Annotated in this window: 19 protein-coding genes; 11 read left to right on the forward strand and 8 right to left on the reverse strand. The window is 73.0% G+C overall.

What is annotated here, in order from left to right:
• Nucleotides 1-101 precede the first annotated feature (101 nt).
• From HNQ09_RS03615 to HNQ09_RS03630, 4 genes are all read left to right on the forward strand, one after another.
• The gene (locus HNQ09_RS03615; RefSeq protein ID WP_184025616.1) at nt 102-2,078 is read left to right on the forward strand and encodes a tetratricopeptide repeat protein; all 1,977 of its coding nucleotides are present in this window, start codon (nt 102-104) and stop codon (nt 2,076-2,078) included.
• Nucleotides 2,079-2,111: 33 nt separating this feature from the next.
• Complete coding sequence (locus HNQ09_RS03620; protein ID WP_380003286.1) at nt 2,112-2,825, forward strand: ABC transporter ATP-binding protein; 714 nt, start codon at nt 2,112-2,114, stop codon at nt 2,823-2,825.
• A 310-nt stretch (nt 2,826-3,135) separates the two neighbouring features.
• On the forward strand, nt 3,136-3,627 hold the full coding sequence (locus HNQ09_RS03625) for a fasciclin domain-containing protein (RefSeq protein ID WP_184025618.1): 492 nt from the start codon (nt 3,136-3,138) through the stop codon (nt 3,625-3,627).
• Nucleotides 3,628-3,726: 99 nt separating this feature from the next.
• Entirely contained in the window at nt 3,727-4,995 is a 1,269-nt protein-coding gene (locus HNQ09_RS03630; protein WP_246363112.1) for a VanW family protein, read from the forward strand.
• Nucleotides 4,996-5,078: 83 nt separating this feature from the next.
• Here HNQ09_RS03630 and HNQ09_RS03635 read toward each other — a convergent pair whose 3' ends face one another.
• A complete protein-coding gene (locus tag HNQ09_RS03635) occupies nt 5,079-6,197 on the reverse strand; it encodes an NADH:flavin oxidoreductase/NADH oxidase (RefSeq protein WP_184025621.1) in 1,119 nt (372 codons plus the stop codon).
• 80 nt (nt 6,198-6,277) lie between these two features.
• On the opposite strand from HNQ09_RS03635, the gene HNQ09_RS03640 reads away from it, so the two are divergent.
• Together HNQ09_RS03640 and HNQ09_RS03645 are read left to right on the forward strand one after the other, a co-directional pair.
• Nucleotides 6,278-6,718 (forward strand): GNAT family N-acetyltransferase, encoded by a 441-nt coding sequence (locus HNQ09_RS03640; protein ID WP_184025624.1) that lies wholly within the window; start codon nt 6,278-6,280, stop codon nt 6,716-6,718.
• 45 nt (nt 6,719-6,763) lie between these two features.
• Nucleotides 6,764-7,504 carry an alpha/beta hydrolase gene (locus HNQ09_RS03645; RefSeq protein WP_184025627.1) on the forward strand — a complete coding sequence of 247 codons (741 nt, stop codon included), beginning with the start codon at nt 6,764-6,766 and terminating at the stop codon, nt 7,502-7,504.
• A 15-nt stretch (nt 7,505-7,519) separates the two neighbouring features.
• On the opposite strand, the gene HNQ09_RS03650 is transcribed toward HNQ09_RS03645, so the two are convergent.
• The 5 genes from HNQ09_RS03650 to HNQ09_RS18645 form a co-directional block, all read right to left on the reverse strand.
• Nucleotides 7,520-8,308 (reverse strand): ABC-2 family transporter protein, encoded by a 789-nt coding sequence (locus tag HNQ09_RS03650; protein WP_184025629.1) that lies wholly within the window; start codon nt 8,306-8,308, stop codon nt 7,520-7,522.
• Nucleotides 8,309-8,405: 97 nt separating this feature from the next.
• Nucleotides 8,406-9,209: an ABC transporter permease gene (locus HNQ09_RS03655; RefSeq protein ID WP_184025631.1), complete on the reverse strand. Its 804-nt coding sequence runs from the start codon at nt 9,207-9,209 to the stop codon at nt 8,406-8,408.
• A gap of 90 nt (nt 9,210-9,299) precedes the next feature.
• The gene (locus HNQ09_RS03660; protein WP_184025633.1) at nt 9,300-10,307 is read right to left on the reverse strand and encodes an ABC transporter ATP-binding protein; all 1,008 of its coding nucleotides are present in this window, start codon (nt 10,305-10,307) and stop codon (nt 9,300-9,302) included.
• Between the two features lie 145 nt (nt 10,308-10,452).
• The gene (locus tag HNQ09_RS03665; protein WP_184025634.1) at nt 10,453-10,806 is read right to left on the reverse strand and encodes a VOC family protein; all 354 of its coding nucleotides are present in this window, start codon (nt 10,804-10,806) and stop codon (nt 10,453-10,455) included.
• The gene (locus HNQ09_RS18645; protein WP_221269574.1) at nt 10,803-11,006 is read right to left on the reverse strand and encodes a hypothetical protein; all 204 of its coding nucleotides are present in this window, start codon (nt 11,004-11,006) and stop codon (nt 10,803-10,805) included. Before HNQ09_RS18645 ends, HNQ09_RS03665 begins: the two co-directional genes overlap by 4 nt.
• 137 nt (nt 11,007-11,143) lie before the next feature.
• Between HNQ09_RS18645 and HNQ09_RS03675 the strand changes: the two genes are divergently transcribed.
• From HNQ09_RS03675 to HNQ09_RS03690, 4 genes are all read left to right on the forward strand, one after another.
• The gene (locus tag HNQ09_RS03675) at nt 11,144-11,893 is read left to right on the forward strand and encodes a spermine/spermidine synthase domain-containing protein (RefSeq protein ID WP_184025637.1); all 750 of its coding nucleotides are present in this window, start codon (nt 11,144-11,146) and stop codon (nt 11,891-11,893) included.
• Nucleotides 11,894-12,104: 211 nt separating this feature from the next.
• Entirely contained in the window at nt 12,105-12,707 is a 603-nt protein-coding gene (locus HNQ09_RS03680) for a chromate transporter (RefSeq protein WP_184025639.1), read from the forward strand.
• Nucleotides 12,704-13,219, forward strand: coding sequence for a chromate transporter (locus tag HNQ09_RS03685; protein ID WP_343057595.1), 516 nt, complete (start codon nt 12,704-12,706; stop codon nt 13,217-13,219). Before HNQ09_RS03680 ends, HNQ09_RS03685 begins: the two co-directional genes overlap by 4 nt.
• 162 nt (nt 13,220-13,381) lie before the next feature.
• Entirely contained in the window at nt 13,382-16,402 is a 3,021-nt protein-coding gene (locus HNQ09_RS03690; protein WP_184025641.1) for a winged helix-turn-helix domain-containing protein, read from the forward strand.
• A 73-nt stretch (nt 16,403-16,475) separates the two neighbouring features.
• Here HNQ09_RS03690 and HNQ09_RS03695 read toward each other — a convergent pair whose 3' ends face one another.
• Complete coding sequence (locus HNQ09_RS03695) at nt 16,476-17,081, reverse strand: Rad52/Rad22 family DNA repair protein (RefSeq protein ID WP_184025643.1); 606 nt, start codon at nt 17,079-17,081, stop codon at nt 16,476-16,478.
• 93 nt (nt 17,082-17,174) lie between these two features.
• Here HNQ09_RS03695 and HNQ09_RS03700 point away from each other — a divergent pair, with 93 nt between their 5' ends.
• On the forward strand, nt 17,175-17,957 hold the full coding sequence (locus HNQ09_RS03700; RefSeq protein ID WP_184025645.1) for a 3-hydroxybutyrate dehydrogenase: 783 nt from the start codon (nt 17,175-17,177) through the stop codon (nt 17,955-17,957).
• A gap of 45 nt (nt 17,958-18,002) precedes the next feature.
• Here HNQ09_RS03700 and HNQ09_RS03705 read toward each other — a convergent pair whose 3' ends face one another.
• Nucleotides 18,003-18,494 (reverse strand): CAP domain-containing protein, encoded by a 492-nt coding sequence (locus tag HNQ09_RS03705; protein WP_184025646.1) that lies wholly within the window; start codon nt 18,492-18,494, stop codon nt 18,003-18,005.
• Nucleotides 18,495-18,510: the final 16 nt, after the last annotated feature.

Below are 18,510 nucleotides of genomic sequence, written 5' to 3' on the forward strand. Positions count from 1 at the left end.
AGACTGACAGGAGAAAGGCTCGCCGCCCTCTCCTGTCCCTGATGCTGTCTACCTCCGCAGCTGTAAGAGTCCGGACAGGCCCCGGGGGGGACTATGCCCCCATGTTCGGACCTGGGAGCGCTGCACAGCACACTGGCAGCGACGATCCCGCCGCAAGGGTAGCCGCGCTGAACGAGGCTGCCTCTGCCCTGCTAAAGACCGACGAGGCAGGGGCGCTGAGTCTTGCGCAGACTGCCGCCTGCCTCGCGGGCACCCACGACGTGGCTGGACTGGCCCGGGCGCAGCTGATTCAGGGGTCGGTCTATGCACGGCGCGGCGAGAGCGAGCAGGCGCTGGCGCAGTTGCAGGACGCACTGCGGCTGTTCCGGGCCGCCGACCATCCCGCCGGGGAGCGCGACGCCCTCACGGCCCTGGGGCGCATCGGCATGCAACTGGGGGACTTTCTGGTCGCCCGGGACCACCTGGCGGCGGCGCTGTCCTTGACCGAAAAACAGAGTGCCGAGGCGGCCCAGATACTCAACCTGCTGGCCGGGTCCCACCATGCCAGCGGGGAATATGCGCAGGCCCTGAGCCACCTGCACCGGGCGCGGCAGATCCATGAACTGCTGGGGGACCAGCGGGAGGTCGCCAACGTGCTGGGCAACATGGGCACCCTCCACACCAGCTTGGGCAACTACCCCGATGCCCTCGCGCACCTGTCCGAGGCCTACCGGATCTTCCGCGACAGCCTCAGCGACGAGCGGATGCAGGCGATAGCCCTCATCAATCTGGGCACCGTTCACCTGGACATGGGGGAATTCACCAGAGCGGCGCGCTACTTCGAGGAGGCGTTGGATATCGCGGTGCAGCGGGGCGACCGGCTGACCATCGCCACGGCCAAGCTGAACATCGCCGAGGCGTGGACCGGCAACCGGGACCCCCAGCGGGCCGAGGCTGCCTACAGCGAGGCGCTGGCCACCGCCCGCCAGATCCAGTACCGCACCGGCGAGGTCTCCGCGCTGATCGGCCTGGGCAGGCTCCTGGCGCAGCGCGGCGAACTGACCGAGGCCGCCGCCGCCCACGCCGAGGCCGTGGCCATCGCCCGCGAGATCGAGGACCTGGAGGGCGAACTCGATGCCCTGAACCACCTGGGAGAGGTTCAGGCCGAACAGGGCGACTTCCCCGCTGCCCTGGCCTCGCTGGAGCGCGCCCTGACGCTCGCCCAGGACGCCGACCACAAGAAGACGGTGTACGAGGCCCACCGCGCCCTGGCAGAGGTCCACAAGCGGGCTGGAGACTTTGAGCGCGCCTTGCGCCACCACGAGCTTTATCACCAGGCCGAACGCGCACTGTTCAACGAGGAGAGTGACCGCAAGACCCGTGAACTGGGCGCGCAGTTCGAGGTGGAGCGCGCCCGCCACGAGACCGAGGTGCAGCGCCTGCAACGCGAGCTGGCCGACACGGCGCGTGAGGAGGCCGAGGCGCTGGTGCAAGCGCGCACCGCCGAGCTGGAACAGGCCCAGGTGGAGATCGTGACCCGGCTGGCGGTGGCGGCCGAGTACCGCGACGACATGACCGGCGAGCATACCTGGCGGGTGGGTCACGTCTCGGCCCTGATCGCGCGCGACCTGGGCCTGCCCGAGGAGGACGTGGCCCTGCTGCGGATCGCCGCGCGCCTGCACGACGTGGGCAAGATCGGCATTCCCGACGCCATCTTGCTCAAGCCTGGGCGCTTCACCCCCGAAGAGTTCGAGCGGATGAAGGTCCATACCCTGATCGGCGCCCGCATCCTGTCGGGCGGGCACTCCCGGTTGTTGCGAATGGCCGAGGAAATCGCCCTGTCGCACCACGAACGCTGGGACGGCGGCGGCTACCCGCTGGGCCAGGCCGGACACAGCATCCCCCTCACCGGGCGCATCGTGGCCGTCGCGGACGTATTCGACGCCCTGACCAACGAGCGGCCCTACAAGTCGGCGTGGACCCGCGCGCAGGCGCTCGCGGAATTGCAGCGGCAGGCGGACCAGCAGTTCGACCCCGAGGTGGTGGCGGCGGGGCTGCGGGTCTTCTCGCGGGTCGAGGGACCGATCACGCCGCGCTGAGCCGGACTCCCCCGCTGCGCTACAGTGCTCCGCGTGACTCCGCCGCCCGCCTTCCCCTCCCTGGCCCCTGCGACCCTGGCCCCGGCCCAAGCGGCTCCGGCGCTCGCGGCCCGGGACCTGCGCCACGGCTTTGGCAGCACGCCCGTGCTGCACGGCGTCTCGCTCAGCGTGGAGGGGGGCGAAGTCGTCGCGGTGACCGGCCCCTCGGGCAGCGGCAAGAGCACGCTGCTGCACCTGCTGGGCGGCCTGGACACGCCGCAGGCGGGCGAGGTGTGGTGGGCGGGCGAGCGGGTGGACAGCCTGGGCACCCAGGCGCGGGCGCTGCGGCGGGCCGGCCGGGTCGGGCTGGTCTTTCAGCACCACTACCTGCTGGAGGACCTGAGCGTGCTGCAAAACGTGCTGGTGCCCGCCCTGCTGACCCGGCAAGACGGCCAGGAGCGGGCGCGCGCCCTCTTGAGAAGGGTGGGGCTGGCCGGGCGGGAAAGCAGCCTGCCCGGTGTCTTGAGCGGCGGCGAGCGCCAGCGGGTCGCGGTGGCCCGCGCGCTGGCGACCCGCCCCGCCGTGATCCTGGCCGACGAGCCGACCGGCAGCCTCGACCGCGCCAACGCCGAGGTGATCGCCACGCTGCTGCTCGACCTCGCCCGCGAGGACGGCGCGGGCGTGCTGCTGGTCACCCACGACGAGCGGCTGGCGGCGCATGCGGGCCGGGCGCTGCACCTGCTCGACGGACGGATCGTGGACGCCTGAGCGCCAGACCCTCGCTGCCCGCACCCTCACCAGCTGAATTCTTTCTCATCGGCCGCGCCTGACCCGGTCCAAAACAGACCGCGCGCCTGCGCCAGAGGCCCACTTCGCCTGTCAGTCAGTTGTTGGCCGGGTCTTTATTGTAACGCCCGAACACTTGATTGTACGGGGCGCTACGACAGCTGCGGCACGTGTCATCTACGCTTTGAAAGCACAACAGGACGGGTCAATCGAAAGGTCCCGCGCGTCATGGCAGAGAGGTCGGCTCTCTTGTCAAGAAGCGCCCCCGTCTTGCCTTGTTCTGGAGGACACCATGAAGCAGCGAATCCTGATGGTCAGCGCCGCCCTGTTCCTCGTTTCTCCGGCCCTGGCGGGCGGCGGCTCCTCTGTGCCTGCGGCGAACACCATCGCCGGGATCGTCGCCAACGATCCGAACTTCAGCACGCTGCTCGCGGCGGTGCAGGCGGCGGGCCTGACCCAGACGCTGGCGCAGCCTGGCCCCTACACGGTGTTCGCGCCCACCAACGCGGCCTTTGCCAAGGTTCCGGCCGACCAGCTCACCGCGCTGCTCAACAACCCCGCGCAGCTGCGCGCCGTGCTGCTCTACCACGTGGTGCCGGGAAGGGTCACGGCGGCGCAGGTCAGTAGCCTCACGAGCGCGCGCACCGCGCAGGGCGCCGACCTGAGCGTCAGCGCGAGCAGCGGCACGGTGCAGATCAACGACGCGACTGTCACGCGCGCCGACATCCGCGCCAGCAACGGGATCATCCACGTGATCGACACTGTGCTGCTGCCGCCCAACTGAGCGCCTGACGCTCGGCACAGACCCGGACCCCGGCAGCCAGAGGCGCAGCTTTCCTCTGCTGCCGGGATTTGGCTGCCCCCCTTTCCCAGGACGGTGCCCATGACCCATCAGGCAGACCAGAGACCCTCCCGGCCGTTGGTCCTGAGGCGGGGGCTGACCCGCACCGCCACGCTGGCGGCGGCGCTGATGCTGGTGTCGGCCGGGCTGGCGCCCCCCGTGCGCGCGGACGTTCCGGCGGCGCCCCGTCCGCTTTTGCTGAAGGTCACGGCCCCCGAACCCGTGCTGCGCGGCGGCGTGGTCGTGCCCGGCCAGGTCACCCGGACCTACAGTCTGACCCTGGATGCCGGGGAACGCCGCCTGCTGCGCGCCCGCCAACCCAGCCGGGAACAGCCCAGCCGCGACCTGAACGCGCTGCTGGAACAGGTCTACGCCCGCATCGAGGCGAGGACGCCCAGAGACGCCCGCTTCGTGCGGGTGGGGGGCGAGTGGACCGCGCAGGCGCAGACCGGCTGGCGGGTGCGGCGGGCCGAGACGGCGGAGCGGCTGCGCGCGGCCCTGGAACGCCCCGCAGCGGGCCGGGGCGCCCTGGAGGTCGAGGTCGCCCTGCGCCTGACCCCCCCGGCCCGGACGGTGGCCGACCTGCACGAGCGCGGCGTGGTGGCGCACCTCGCGTCGGGCGAGTCGGGCTTTGCGGGCAGCCCGGAGTTCCGGGTCCACAACATCCGGGTGGGGAGCAGCCGCCTGCACGGGGTCTGGCTTGAGCCCGGCGCGGTCTTCGACTTCAATGCGCTGATCGGCCGCATCTCGAAGGAGCGGGGCTTCGTGCCCGGCTACGTGATCGCGGGCCAGAGCCTGACGATGGAACCCGGCGGGGGCATCTGCCAGGTCAGCACCACCGTGTTTCGCGCCGCGTATCTGGCGGGGCTGGAGGTCGTCGAGCGCCACGCCCACTCGCATCAGGTGGCCTATTACGACCCGCCCGGCTTCGAGGCGACCGTGTACGCGCCCGCCAAGAACCTGCGCTTTCGCAACGACACGGCCTCTCCCCTGCTGATGCAGGCCGCCTGGGACCTGGAGGCGGGGACGCTGAGCATCCACCTGTTCGGCGGCCCGCCCGACCGTCAGGTGCAGGTTTCCCCTCCCCGCATCCGCGACCTGCGGCCCGCACTGGCGCCCTCCTTCGTGCCCGCCCCCGACCTGAAGCCAGGGGAAGCCCGCCGCATCGACTTGCCCGCCTCCGGGATGCGGGTGCGCATTGAACGCACGGTGCGCAGAGACGGAAAGGTCCGCCGCGACGAGACCCTCAGCCACTACCGCCCCTGGGGCGGCGTGTTCGCGGTGGCGCCGGGAGACGAGCGGCTGCGGTAGGCGGGTGGCGCGGAAAGGCAGGTGGGCAGCGGAGCTTCCGCCGCCCACCTTCTTTCATCTTCTCCCGGCCAGGGGCGCGCCCCCTACCACCCGGCCCGCGCGTACACGTCGGGCAGCGCGGGCGTCAGGCCGAGTTCGCGGGCGGCGCGCTGGGGCCAGTGCGGGTCGCGCAGGAAGGGGCGGCCCAGCGCGACGAGGTCGGCGACGCCGTCTTGCAGCACACCTTCGGCCTGGGCGGGGGTCTCGATCATGCCGACGGTCATCACCCGCAGGTCGGGCACCTCGGCGCGGATGCGGGCGGCGAAGGGCGCCTGATACAGCGGCCCGGCGCTGATCTCCTGGAGGGGCGTGAGGCCCCCGCTGCTCACGTCGAGGACTTCCACCCCCTCGAAGCGCAGCAGTCCGGCGAGCTGCACCGTCTGCCCCAGGTCCCAGCCGCCGGGCGCCCAGTCGGTCGCGCTGACCCGCACGAAGAGGGGCAGGTGGGTGGGCCACACCGCCCGCACCGCCCGCACGACTTCCAGCAAGAAGCGCACGCGGTTCTCGAAGGGACCGCCGTACTCGTCCGCGCGGCTGTTCGCCAGCGGCGAGAGAAACTGGTGCAGCAGGTAGCCGTGCGCGGCGTGGATCTCGACCACGTCGAAGCCCGCGACTTGCGCCCGCCGCGCCGCCGCCGCGAAGTCGGAAGTCACGCGCCGGATGTCGTCCGTGCTCATGGCGACGGGATGGGGAAAGACGGCGTTGTAGGGGTCCTCCGAGGGGCCGATGACCTGCCAGCCCCCCGCTTCCGGGGCCACCACCCCGCGCCCGCGCCAGGGGGCGTAGGTGCTCGCCTTGCGCCCGGCGTGCGCGAGCTGCACCCCGATCAGGCTGCCGTGGCGGTGCACGAAATCGGTGACGTGGCCCAGCGGCACGATCTGCTCGTCACTCCACAGGCCCAGGTCCTCGGGGCTGATGCGGCCCTCGGGCGACACGGCGGTCGCCTCGGTCAGGATGAGGCCCGCGCCGCCCAGCGCGAACTGGCCCAGGTGGGTGAGGTGAAAGTCGTTCGCCAGGCCGTGTTTGGCGCTGTACATGCACATGGGCGACACGACCGCGCGGTTGGGCAGGGTCAGGCCGCCCAGTTTGACGGGCGTAAACAGCAGGGGCGTCGGCGCGCTTGTGGCGGGGGTGGCGGCGGGCGCCGGGACGGGCTGGGTCATGCCCCGAATCTAGCCACGCGCCCCTCCCCTGCGCCAGATGGCGGACGCTTCATGCAGGCCGGGGCGGGCAGAGTGGGGTGATGCGCTTGACCGACTCGCTGGAAGGCCTCACGCCGGAGAACTTGCAGGGCTTTTTCGCGGGCTGGCCCAACCCGCCCTCACCCGAAACGTTCCACCGCCTCCTCGCCGGGTCGTACCGAATCTCGCTGGCCGTGGAGGAAGGTGGGCGGGTTGCCGGTTTCGCGCAGGCGATCAGCGACGGCGTGCTGACCGCCTTCATCCCGCTGCTGGAAGTCCTGCCGGAGCACCAGGGACAGGGCCTGGGCACGCGGCTGATGCGCCATCTGCTCGGTCAACTGGAGCACCTCTACGCCGTGGACCTGAGCTGCGACGCGGAACTGGTGCCCTTCTACGAGCGGCTGGGGATGGAACGGGGCAACGCGATGTCCCTGCGGAACTACGCGCGGCAGAGTGGTGTGAGCGGCTTCCCAGACACGCCCGGACCAGGCGGCCTAGACTGACCGGGCCACCCCAACTTCTCCCCGAGGAACACCGCTGGAGGCCCCATGCGTCACCTGATCCTGCCGCTGCTGCTGGCCCTCTCTGCCGCCTGGGCCACGCCCGTCCAGCTCCGGGCGCCCGACGGCCTGACGCTGCACGCGGAAGCCACCCCGGCAGCCCAGCCCGGAGCGGCCCGGCCCTGGGGAGCGGTTCTGCTGCTGCACTCGGCGGCCCGCAACCGGCACGAACTGGACGCGGTGGCCCGGCGGCTGGCGCAGGAGGGCTACGCCTCGCTGGCACTCGACCAGCGCTCGGGCGGGGAGTACGGGGGTCATCCCAATCTCACCGCGCAGGGCCTGGGCCAGCGCGTCCTCACCGGGGCCGACGAGCTGGCGGACCTGGAGGTCGCCCTGGGCTGGCTGAGGCGCCGCTATCCGGGGCGGCCCCTCTTCGCGCTGGGCAGCGGCCGGAGCGCCACGCTGCTGTTTGGGCTGGCAGCAAAGCAGCCAGGACTCGCGGGCATCCTGGCCTTCAGCCCCAATCCCTCGGACCTTCCTGACCTGGACGCGCTGGCGGCGGCCCGGCACGTGCGGGTGCCGGTGTTCGTGACGAGCGAGAACGGCCCGTACGCGGTGGAGACGGCAGGAAACTTCCTGCACGCCGCGCAAAGCGCCCGCAAGGTGCAGTACGTCCCGCCGGGCTTCGGCCTGCCCGGCGCCCAGAGTCTGGACCCCGCCGCGATGGACGGCCCGGAAGCCAGCGAGGAGTACTGGCGGGCGCTCCTGCGCTTCCTGCGCGCCCGCTGACGCGGCCACCCGGCCTCAGCTGCTCGCGCTGGTGTAGCTCGCCACCGCCCTCAGCCAGAAGAGGCGCGTCAGCACGAACAGCGCGGCGGCCACCAGCGGCGAGGCCAGCGCCAGCGCGGGCGTGAGGGTGCCCGTCATGGCCTGGGCCGGAACGGTCGTGATGAAGGCGACCGGCACCACGAAGGTCAGCAGCGCCCGCACCGGCACCGGAAAGGCCGTGACCGGAAAGCGCGCAGCCCCGAAGACGCCGTTGAACAGCTCGGAAGCGTTCTGGGTCTTGACGAACCAGAAGGCGGTGGTGGAGAGCGCCAGCCAGATGCAGTACACGATCACGACCGCCGAGAGGTAGAGCAGCGCCGCCCCCGCCAAGCCCCCCGGCGTGACCGTCAGGTGCGAGGCCGCGTAGCCGATCAGCCCCGCCCCGATCAACAGGTCGGTCACCCGCAGCACGTTGAGGTGCCGGGTGCTGACCCCGAACTGCGCGTCGATGGGCTTGAGCAGCGTGAAATCCATGCTGCCGGTGCGCACGGCCTCGGCGATCTTGCTCATGTTGGGCTGGATAAAGACGCTGATGACCCCCTCGGTGAGCATGAACAGCCCCGTGACCAGCAGCGCCTCGTGGAAAGTCCAGCCGCCCACCGTGTCCAGCTCCGGCTGCCCGAACAGCACCGCGATGCCCAGCAGGGCCACCCCGGCCTCGCCCACGCTGGCAAGCACGGCGCCCAGGAAGTTGGCCCGGTATTCGAGCTGTGCCGAGAGCGTGGCCCCCGTGAAGATGCGGATGAGGCGCAGGTAGCGGGTCACTCGCGCCCCCGGCGCGGTGAGTGGGAAGTGGTGAGTGGGAAGTGGACCGGGAAAAGCGACCGACCCACTAACCACTGACCACTGACCACTAACCCCCTCACGCCCCCACCGCCCCGTACTTCCGCAGCCCCACCCGCCACACCAGGAGCCGCAGGAACCAGAAGATCACCAGCCAAGCGGCCAGGACCGCCGCCCCGCGCCCCGCGTCGGCCAGGGACGCCTTGCCCGCCAGCAGTTGCGCGGGCAGGCCCAGCATGTAGGGGAAAGGCGTCCACACCGCCACGTTCTGCACCCACTGGGGGTAAAAGGCGAGCGGCGCGAACATGCCGCCCAGCGCGGCGTAAAAGAGCCACACGACCTCCTGGAAACTGGTGCTCGATTCGGTCCAGAAGGCGAGCAGCCCCACGCAGTACTCCCACAGAAAGCGCGCGCTGAAGCCCAGAAAGGCCAGCCCGAGGGCGGCGAGGTAGGCCAGCGGGTCGGTGGTGAAGCGCGCCCCCGCCAGCCACGCGAACACGGCGACCAGCACCAGCATCAGCGGGAAACGCACCACCCGCTCGGCGAGGTGCCCGGTGTACCACGTCCACAGCGGGTCGAGCGGGCGCAGCAGCTTGGGCGACAGGGTGCCCTGCCGGATGTCGAGGTCGAGTTCCCAGGCGACCCACACCACCATCAGTTGTGAGACGGTCCAGGTGCCCAGGAAATAGGACGCGAACTCGGAGGGCGTGTACCCGTTGATCTCGCCGCCGGGGGCCGCCGCCGCCTGCGCCATCCACACCAGCATCATCACCAGCGAGAGGGTGCCCGACAGCATCCAGATCACGACCTCCGCGCGGTACTCGACCATCTCCGCGAACTGGGCGGCGAAGAGGGTGCGGAGTTTTTTCCAGGTGGCGGTCATGGGCGCTCCCGGCGCGGTGGGTGGGAAGCGGGGAGCGGCGAGGAGGAAAGACGCGGGGGGCGAGAGCCGCGCCCCACGGACCACGGACCACTAGCCACGGACCGCCTCCTTGCCTCCGAACAGCTCCCCCATCACCGTCTCGATGGGCGGGTCCTCGACGGTCAGGTCGGCCACGTCGAGGTCGGAGAGGAGTCGGGCGGCGCGCACACTCACCTCGGCGCGGGGCACGGTGAGTTCGGCGCTCAGGCCGTCCACCTTGACCCCCGAGCCGTAGCGGGCGAGCTGCGCCTCGGTGACGGGCCGCCGCAGTTGCAGCCGCACGGTCTTGCCGCCGCTGCCCTGCTCCGCCAGCCGCGCGAGGTCGCCGTCGAAGACGAGCTGGCCCTGGTCGATCACCAGGATGCGGCGGGCCAGGGCCGTCACGTCGGCCATGTAGTGACTCGTCAGGATCACGGTCGCCTCGTAGCGCGCGTTGTAGTCGCGGATAAAGGTCCGCACGGCTTCCTGCATGTTCACGTCGAGGCCGATGGTCGGCTCGTCGAGAAACAGCACCCGGGGCCGGTGCAGCAGCGCGGCGGCGAGTTCGCACTTCATCCGCTCGCCCAGGGAGAGTTTGCGGACCTGCTTTTTCAGGATGCCCTCCAGGCCCAGGACCTCGGTGTATTCGCGCATGGTGGCGTGGTACTGGGCGTCGGGGATCTCGTAGATCGCCTGGTTGACCAGAAAGGAATCGAGCGCCGGAAGGTCCCAGATCAGCTGCTGCTTTTGCCCCATGACCAGCGTGATGTTCTTCAGGAAGGCCGTCTCGCGGCGCCGGGGTTCGGAGCCTGCCACCCGCACCTCGCCGCCCGAGGGGTGCAAGAGGCCCGAGAGCATCTTGAGGGTGGTCGTCTTGCCCGCCCCGTTCGGCCCCAGAAAGCCCACCACCTCCCCCGGCGCGAGGTCGAAGGAGACGCCCTTGACCGCCTCCACGCTGCGGCTCTTGCGGTGGACGAAACTGCGGAGGCTGCCCAGAAAACCCGGTTCCTTCTCGTGGACGGTGTAACTCTTGCGCAGGTCGCGGACGCGCACGCGGGCGTCCGGGGTGGGTGTGGTCATAGGTGGCCTCAGAGTACGCGGCGGGGGGAGGCGGGGCATGGGGGCAAACTGGCGTGTCTGGTCCGCCCAGCGGGCGCGGGCAGCCTGAAGGGGGGGCGTGAGGACGGGGTATATGAGAAGGGGGACGGCGCCGCCTGGCGCGCGCTCAGGCGTACAGCTCCGGGTCATGCTCCACGATGTCGAGTTGGTAGCCGTCGGGGTCGCGCAGCTTCAGCACGCGCCCGAAGCCCTCGTCGAGAATCTCGGGATCAGGCAGGACGCCTGCCGAGGTCAGGCGCGCGGCCAGGAGTTCCAGCGGTTCCTGCGCCTCGAAGCCGGGCAGGGCAAACCCCGGCGGGCGGGCCGCCGCCGCGCCATGCAGGTACAGCAGGAACTCTCCCCATTCCAGCTCGGCCCAGCCGCCGTTGCGGTTGACCCGCCGCAGCCGAAACCCCACCCGCTCGTACCAGTCACGGCTGCGGTTCACGTCCGTGGCGTAGATCAGGACGTTGGGCCTCATGCTCCGGCCTTCCCGCTGAACTGCGCGGCGGCCTCGTCCCCGGCCCGCTTCGCCTCGGCCTCGATCAGCAGGTGCTGGCGCAGCGCCCGCTCGACATAGGCGCTGAGGCTCTCGCGGGCCTCGATACTGGCGATCTTCACCTCACGGATCAAAGCCCCAGGCAGGTAGATGTTGAACTGCCGCTTGTCGTCGTCTCCCATACCGGCAGCATACTAGGATGCTAGCAAGCTAGCAACGGCCAGGCTCCTGTCTGTCTCTGACCTGTCGGCGGTCCTCCCGCCGGATAGATTCAGGGGATGAGTCCGTCTCTCCTCCCCTCTACTCGTCCGGTGCCCGCGTGATTCCCTGGGCGCCCCTGGGCCGCGCGCCCATCCCCGGCACCGACCAGGCGCTGTGCCTGTACCGCCGGGGCGACCTGCTGGAGTTCTCGATTCAGATTTCCGGCTACGTCAGCGAGCTGATGAACAGCCGCCAGCACGCCTCGGAAGACGCGCTGGCCGACCTCGCCTGCGCGGCCATCGCGGGGCGGGCGCGGCCCCACGTCTTGGTGGGCGGGCTGGGCATGGGCTTCACGCTGGCGGCGGCGCTGCGGGGGGTGGGACCTTCGGGGACGGTCACGGTGGCCGAACTTGTGCCCGAGGTCGTGGAGTGGAACAAAGGCCCGCTGGGCGAGTGCGCGGGCCACCCGCTGCGGGACCCGCGCACCCGCGTCCACGTGGGCGACGTGGCCGAGCTGCTGCGGCGCGGGCAGGGGACGTTCGACGCCGTGCTGCTCGACGTGGACAACGGCCCCGAGGGCATGACCCACCACGGCAACGACTGGCTGTACTCGCCGCCCGGCTTGGCGGCCGCGCAGCGCACCCTGCGCCCCGGCGGCGTGCTGGCCGTCTGGTCGGCCACGCCCGAGCCGCGCTTCACCACCCGCCTGAACCGGGCAGGCTTCCGCACCGAGGTCCACACCGTCCGCGCCCGCCCCGGCAAGGGCGCTCACCACACGGTCTGGCTGGCCCACGCGCCGGGCAAGGAGGAGAGCGTCACGGGGGCGGTGAGGCGGCAGGAGGCCGGCCGGAGAAGCGGGCGGCGCTGAGCACCTGGTCATAGAGGGGCCTTCTCTCCAGTGAAGGAGGGAGGCGGGACCCGCAGAGCGGCTTGCACAGGAGCACAGAGAGTGCCGTCACGGGGTTGGCGAGGCTTCCCGTCCCACGCTCGAACCGCGCTCTGAGCGCTTCCCCAGGCGCCCTCCCTGTTCCCCGCCCAGTCACGGGGTCGCCGCCCGGGCGCGGGTCTAGGCTCGGGCCATGACTGCGCCCTCGCCTGCCCCCCCAGCCGCCAGCGTGCCGGAGGACGACCCGGCGACCTCTGCCCCACCGACGCCCCTGGCGCTGGCCCGGATGTTCGCCGGGGTGGCGCTGGCGGGCATCGGCGGCGGCCTCCCGGCCCACACCCGGCGGGCGCTGGCCCGGCGCGGCTGGCTGGGTGACGAGGCCTTCGCGGAGACCTTCACGCTGGCGCAGCTCACGCCGGGGCCGAACGCGGTGAACCTCGCGGCGATGGTGGGCGCGCGGCTGTCGGGCAAGGCGGGGGCCGCCGCCTCGGTGCTGGGGGTGCTGCTGCCGGGGCTGGCCGCCATGCTGGCCGTGAGTGTGGTCACCCTGGGACACCCCGGCGGGCTGCCGCCGACCTTGCAAAGCGCGCTGCGGGGCGCGGCCTGCGCCGCCCTGGCCGTGCTGCTGGGCGCCGCGCTGCCGGTGGTGCGGGTGGGCTGGGGCGTGCGCGGCGGGCCGGTGATCACGGTGCTGGCCTTTCTGGCGCTGGGCGTCTTCCGGCTCGACCTGCTGCCCGTCTTGCTGGTGCTGGTGGGCGCCGGGCTGGTCGTCCACCGTCCCCGGCGGGCGCCGTGACGGACCTCGGGGAGATGTTCCTGGCCTTCGCGCGGCTGGGCCTGATCAGCTTCGGGGGCACCAACGTCGCGGAGATCGAGCGGGCGCTGGTGCTGGAGCGCGGCTGGATCGACGCGCAGACGCTGGCGAACGGCTTCGCGCTGGGCCAGCTGATGCCGGGGCCGAACATGCTGGCGGTCACCCACTACGGCTACGCGGCGGCGGGGCTGGGCGGCGCGCTCGTCGCCACGCTGGGCTTTTACGGCCCGACGGCGCTGGTGAGCGCGGGGGCGGCCCTGGCGTGGCAGCGCCACAGCGCGCACCCCTGGGTGATCGCCTTTCGCAACGCCCTGCTGCCCTTCGGCGGCGGGGTGGTCCTGGCCGGGGCGCTGGTGCTGGGGCAGACCAGCGTGACCTCCTGGGGGGCGGCGGGGCTGGCCGCGCTCGCCTTCTTGCTGCTGTGGCGCACGCGGGTGAACAGCGCCGTGGTGGTGCTGGGGGCGGCCGTCCTGGGGGCGCTGCTGGGGCTGTGATCCTGGCCGGCCCGGAGTCGCCCCAGGAAGCTGTGGGGCAGCTCGGCGCCGCGTCCAGCCCCGCCTGTGGCTCCTGGCTCGCCTCCAGACAGGGGGCTGGACCCCTTCGCCGCGCCTACGCCTGTCCTGAAGTCCAGCGGAGGGATGCTCTAGCATGCCCCCGTGACGGCAGACTGGCGCGAACACGCCTCGGCGCGGCGGGCGCGGCCCCCGCAGGTGCGCGGGGCGGTGGCGCGGCCCCGGCTGCTTTCCTTGCTCAGCTCGGCGCGGGTGGTGACGGTGGTCGCCCCGGCGGGCTACGGCAAGACGACCGCGCTGGCGGCGCACCTGCCCGAGCTGGGGCGCGCGGCGTGGCTGACCCTGGACGTGGACGACGCCGACCCGCAGGTGCTGGTGTCGGGGCTGGCGGTGGCGGTCTCGGGGCTGCCGGGCGGCGAGGCGCCGGGCGCGCTGCTCGACGCGGGCGCCGTGCCCCGGCGGGTGGCTGCGCGGGTGGCCGACGTGCTGGACGCTTCCGGCGCGCTGCTGGTGCTGGACGAGGCCGGGCACCTCGCCGGGCCGCTCACGGAGGGCGTGCTGCGCGAGCTGCTGGGCGGGCGGGTGGCGCTGCTGTCGCGCACCCCGCTGGAGACCCCGGCGCTGACCCGGCTGGAGGCGGGGGGCGAGCTGGCGCGCGTCACGGCGCTGGACTTGGCCTTTACGCCGGACGAACTGGGCGAACTGCTGGCCGCGCAGGGGGTGGCGGCCAGCGGAGCCGACGTGCGGCTGGCCCACGCCCTGACCGAAGGCTGGCCCATCGCCGCCCGATTTCTGGCGCAGGCGGCGGCGCAGGGGCGGGTGCGGCTGCCCGACCTGGCCGACCTCGACGGCGGGGAAGCGCAGCTGGGCACCCTCTTTGCCTACCTCGCGCAGGAGGTGCTGGGACCGCTGGGGCCAGCCCTGCGCGGGCTGCTCACGCGCGGCAGCGTCTTCGAGGAACTCTCGCCGGGGCTGCTCGAAGACGTGCTGGAGGAGCGCCAGGCGGCGGCGCTGCTGGGCACGCTGGCGGGCGAGGGCACCTTTCTGACCCGCACGGGCGACACCTACCGGGCGCATCCGCTGCTGCGCGCCCACCTGCGCGGCCTGCTCGCCCCCGGCGAGGCGCAGCGCATCGCGGCGCGCGGGGCCGCCTATTTCGAGCGCAGCGGGCGGCCCCGGCGGGCGCTGGCGGCGCATCTCCAGGCGGGCAACGCGGCGCGGGCCGCCGAACTGCTCGCGGGGTCGGGGGGGCGCTGGCTGGCGCAGGGCCGGGTCACGCTGGTGGGCCGCAGCCTGGCCCGGCTGCCGGGCAGCGCCTGGACCCCGGCGCTGCACGCGCTGTCGGGCGACGCGCGGCGGCTCTCGTCGCGCTACGCCGAGGCGCTGGCGGCCTACGCGCAGGCGGGACCGCTGGCGCGGGCGCTGGGCGAGGCGCAGGTGGCGCTGGACACCGTGCAGCCCGGTCACGCCTGGGAGGCGCTGGACACCGCCGGGGCGCTCGCGCCGGACGCGGCCACCCGCGCGCAGGTCGCCCGGATGCGCGCCGAGAACCACCTCAACGCCGGAGAGCTGGACCGCGCGCTGGCGCTGGCGCCCGAGCTGGCGGGCGGGGCACGCTACGCGCTGCGCTCGGGCGACCTGACGCGCGCCCTGGCGCTGGCGCTCACGGCCGCCCAGGGCGAGGCGGGGGGCGACCGCGCCGCCCAGAACCACCGCGAGGGCCTGCTGCTCGCCGCCTTCTTGCACGCGGTGCTGGGCGAGCCGGAGGAGGCGGCCCGGCGCGCCCGCGCGGGGCTTCAGGAGGGCGAGCGGCTGGAGAGCCGCTTCGTGCGGTCGCTGGCCCTGGCCCGGCTGGGCCACGCCGAGGCCACCCGCGGGCAGGACGGGGCCGCGCGCCAGGCGTATGCGGACGCCCTCGCGCTCGCGCAGGACGTGGTGCCCCGGCTTCAGGTCGAGCCGCAGATGGGGCTGGCCTACCTGGAGGGCCGCGCCGGAGCGCCCGACCGGGCCGCCGACCACGAGCGGGCCGCGCTGGCCCACGCGGGCGGCGACCGCTACGTGGCCGGGCTGACCCGGCTGACGGCGGCGCTGGGACGGCTGCACGGCGGCGACCCGGCGGGCGCGCTGCCCGGCTTGCGGCAGGCCGCCGAAGTCTTTGCGGCCTGCGGGGACCGCTTCGGGGCGGCGGCGGCGGCGCTGGCCCAGTACGCGGCTGCGGGTGAAGACGCACAGGCGGCGGCCCGGGCCGCGGCCGCCTTTCCCTTCCTCCTCACCCGGCGCTCGCTGCTCTCGCCCGCGCCGGGGCGGGCGGGCCGCGCGGCGCTGCTGGCACGGCTGGGAGCGGCGGTGCCCGAGGCGGGGCCGGACCTCCTGCCGGTCGCCCGCGCGCTGGGCTACCCCGCCCTGCCGCGTCCCGGCGAGGTCCCGGACGCCGACGTGCGGGTGCAGGTGCTGGGCCGGGTGGCGGTCACCCGGGGGGGGGAAGCGGGGCGCGAGTGGGGCCGCGCCCGCGCCCGCGACCTGCTGGCGCTGCTGGCCGTCCACCCCCAGGGCCTGCCACGCGAGGCGGCCCAGGAGGCGCTGTTTCCGGGCGTGGACCCCGGGGTGGGCGAACGCAACTTCCGGGTCACGCTGCACGCGCTGGGGCAGGTGCTTGAAGACGGGGTGACCAGCGGCACCTTTCTGGAGCGCGGCGACTGGCTGCGCCTGAGAGGCGGCCCCGACCTGACGGTGGACCTGCACGAGGCCCACGCCTGGCTGGACGCGCCTCCCGGCGCCCCGGGCCGCGCCGCCGCGCTGCTGGCCCTCCCCGGCGAGGTGGCCGCCAGCGACCTGGCCCCGGTGCAGGCCGAGGCCGAACGCTACGCCGCCCACCTGCCCGAGGCCCTGACCCAGGAGGCCGACCAGGCCCTGCGCGCCCACCGGCCCGACCTCGCGGCCCGGCTGGCCGAGCGCGCCCTAGGCCTCGACCCCGCCTTCGAACCCGCCGCCCGCACCCTGCTGCGCGTCCACCACACCCGCGCCCACCCTGCCGCCGCCGCGCGCACCTACGCGGCCCTGCGCGCCGCCCTCGCGGAGCTGGGCCTGACCCCCTTGCCCGAAACCGAGGCCCTGCACCGGGCCTTGACCGGGCATGAGCAGGGCAGAGAGCAGCGCGGCGGGTGACCCAGCGGGCGCGGCCCTGAACCTGGGGCACCCGCCCAGATCAGTCTGCCCCTGAGGGCACCCGCCCGACGTGCTAGACGACCTCCTGTGACCGGCCGGAGCGCTCGGCCGTGTCCAGCGCCGCCCTGAGGTGCCGGTACACCTCGCGCAGCTCGGCCACGTCCTGGGGCAGCCCCGCGCGCAGGGCCTCGAGCGCGCCCAGCACGTGCGCGGCGCCGGGGGTGCGTTCTTCTTCGGGCAGCGCCCAGTCAGGCAACCTCGGGGGGTCGAGGGGAGCGCGGCGGCCCTCGTCCCAGGCGACCCACAGCCGGGGCAGGTCGTACAGGTAGCGGCCCACCCCGAAATGCACGGCGCAGCGTTTGAGGGCGTCCGAGGCGGCGGCCTTGAGGGTCCCGGCCTCGCCCTCCCCCGCCTCGCCCACGTCGCTGCGGGTCAGGCCCAGCACGGTCAGGCGCCCCCGCGCGGTGGGCGGCTGCCCCGCCTGTCCCGGAAAGAGCTTCACGTCAAAGGTCCAGTCGCCCGGGCACACGGCGTCCAGCCGTTCCATCACCGTGCGCGCGTCCACGAACGCGACCATCAGCGCCGAGGAACGGTCGCGGCTGAGCGTCTGGGGCTTCCAGGCGATCCGCGCCGCCGGGAACGGCGCCGCCAGAAGGTCTTTCACCTGCGGATACGTCACGCCTCCAGACTAAAACATTTCATTGTTTCTGACATGAACAGAAAAGAGGGCGGCTGAAACGGCCCCGTGACGCCCCCACCCTACACTCGCCGCATGACCCAGCCCAACTCCCAGGGAGCACCGGCCCGCGCCGCCCTCGTCACCGGCGGCACCAGCGGCATCGGCCTCGCCATCGCCCGGCGGCTTCAGCAAGACGGGCTGCGGGTAGCCGTCCTCGACCTCGACCGCCCGCAGGCGCGCGAGGTGGCACGCGGCCACGGCTTCACGTTCGTCGGGGCCGACCTCTCGCGCCGGGAGGACTGCCGCCGGGCGGTGGACGAGACAGTCGCGGCGCTGGGCGGCCTGGACGTGCTGGTGAACAACGCGGGCTTTCAGCACATCGACCCCATCGCGGCGTTTCCGGAAGACACCTGGGACGCCATGCTGCACGTGATGCTCACGGCTCCCTTCTTGCTCAGCAAGTACGCCTGGGGGTTCCTCACGCGCTCGGGGCAGGGCCGGATCGTGAACGTGGCGAGTATCCACGGGCACGTCGCCAGCCCCTTTAAAAGTGCCTACATCAGCGCCAAGCACGGCGTGATCGGGTTCACCCGCACGGCGGCGCTGGAGGCGGGCGAGCAGGGGCTGACCGTGAATGCCATCTGCCCCGGCTACGTGCGCACGCCGCTGGTCGAGGGCCAGATCGCGGACCAGGCCCGCACACGCGGCCTCTCCGAGCAGGAGGTCGAGCAGAAGGTGATGCTGGAACCTGCCGCGATCAAGCGGCTGCTCGATCCCGAGGATGTGGCCGCCCTCGCCAGCTACGTGGTCAGCCCCGCCGCCTGGGGCATGACCGGCGCGGTGCTGGACCTCGACCTGGGGTGGACGGCGCGGTAGGCGGAAGGCCGGAGGCCGGGGCGACCGCAGCCTTTTGCCACCCGCCTACTTGGGCTGGCTGCTCAGCACCACCACGTAGGCGGTGCCCCGTGCCCCCTGCACGACGGCGGCCCCCGCGTGGGTGTAGCGCGCGTCGGTGAGGATCGCGCAGTGAACCGGGGAATTCAGCCACCACGTCACGGCGCCCTGCGGCCCCGCCCCCGCGCCCATGTAGATGATCTCGGTCACGCTGACGGCCTCCACGCCCACGCTGGCGGCCCGGACGCGCGGCGTGCTGCCCCCGGCCCCGGAATGGGTGATTCCTCCCCGGCTGCTCATGTACCCCGCCTGGGTGCGGGCAGCGAGGGCATGGGTCCCGCTGGCAAAAAGCGGCGACGCGACCGGCCGCCTCCCCGTCCCCGGACACGTAACTCCCTGCGCCCGCGCGGCGTTCAGCCCCGCCAGAATCTGCGTCTCGGCCAGGGACTGCGCCCCCGCCGGGAAGGCGGCCAGCGCCGCGAACATCCCCGCCGCAATCGTGAGTTTTGCACGAAGCATGATGGGCGCAGGATAA

Source organism: Deinococcus budaensis (assembly GCF_014201885.1).
Taxonomy (GTDB): domain Bacteria; phylum Deinococcota; class Deinococci; order Deinococcales; family Deinococcaceae; genus Deinococcus; species Deinococcus budaensis.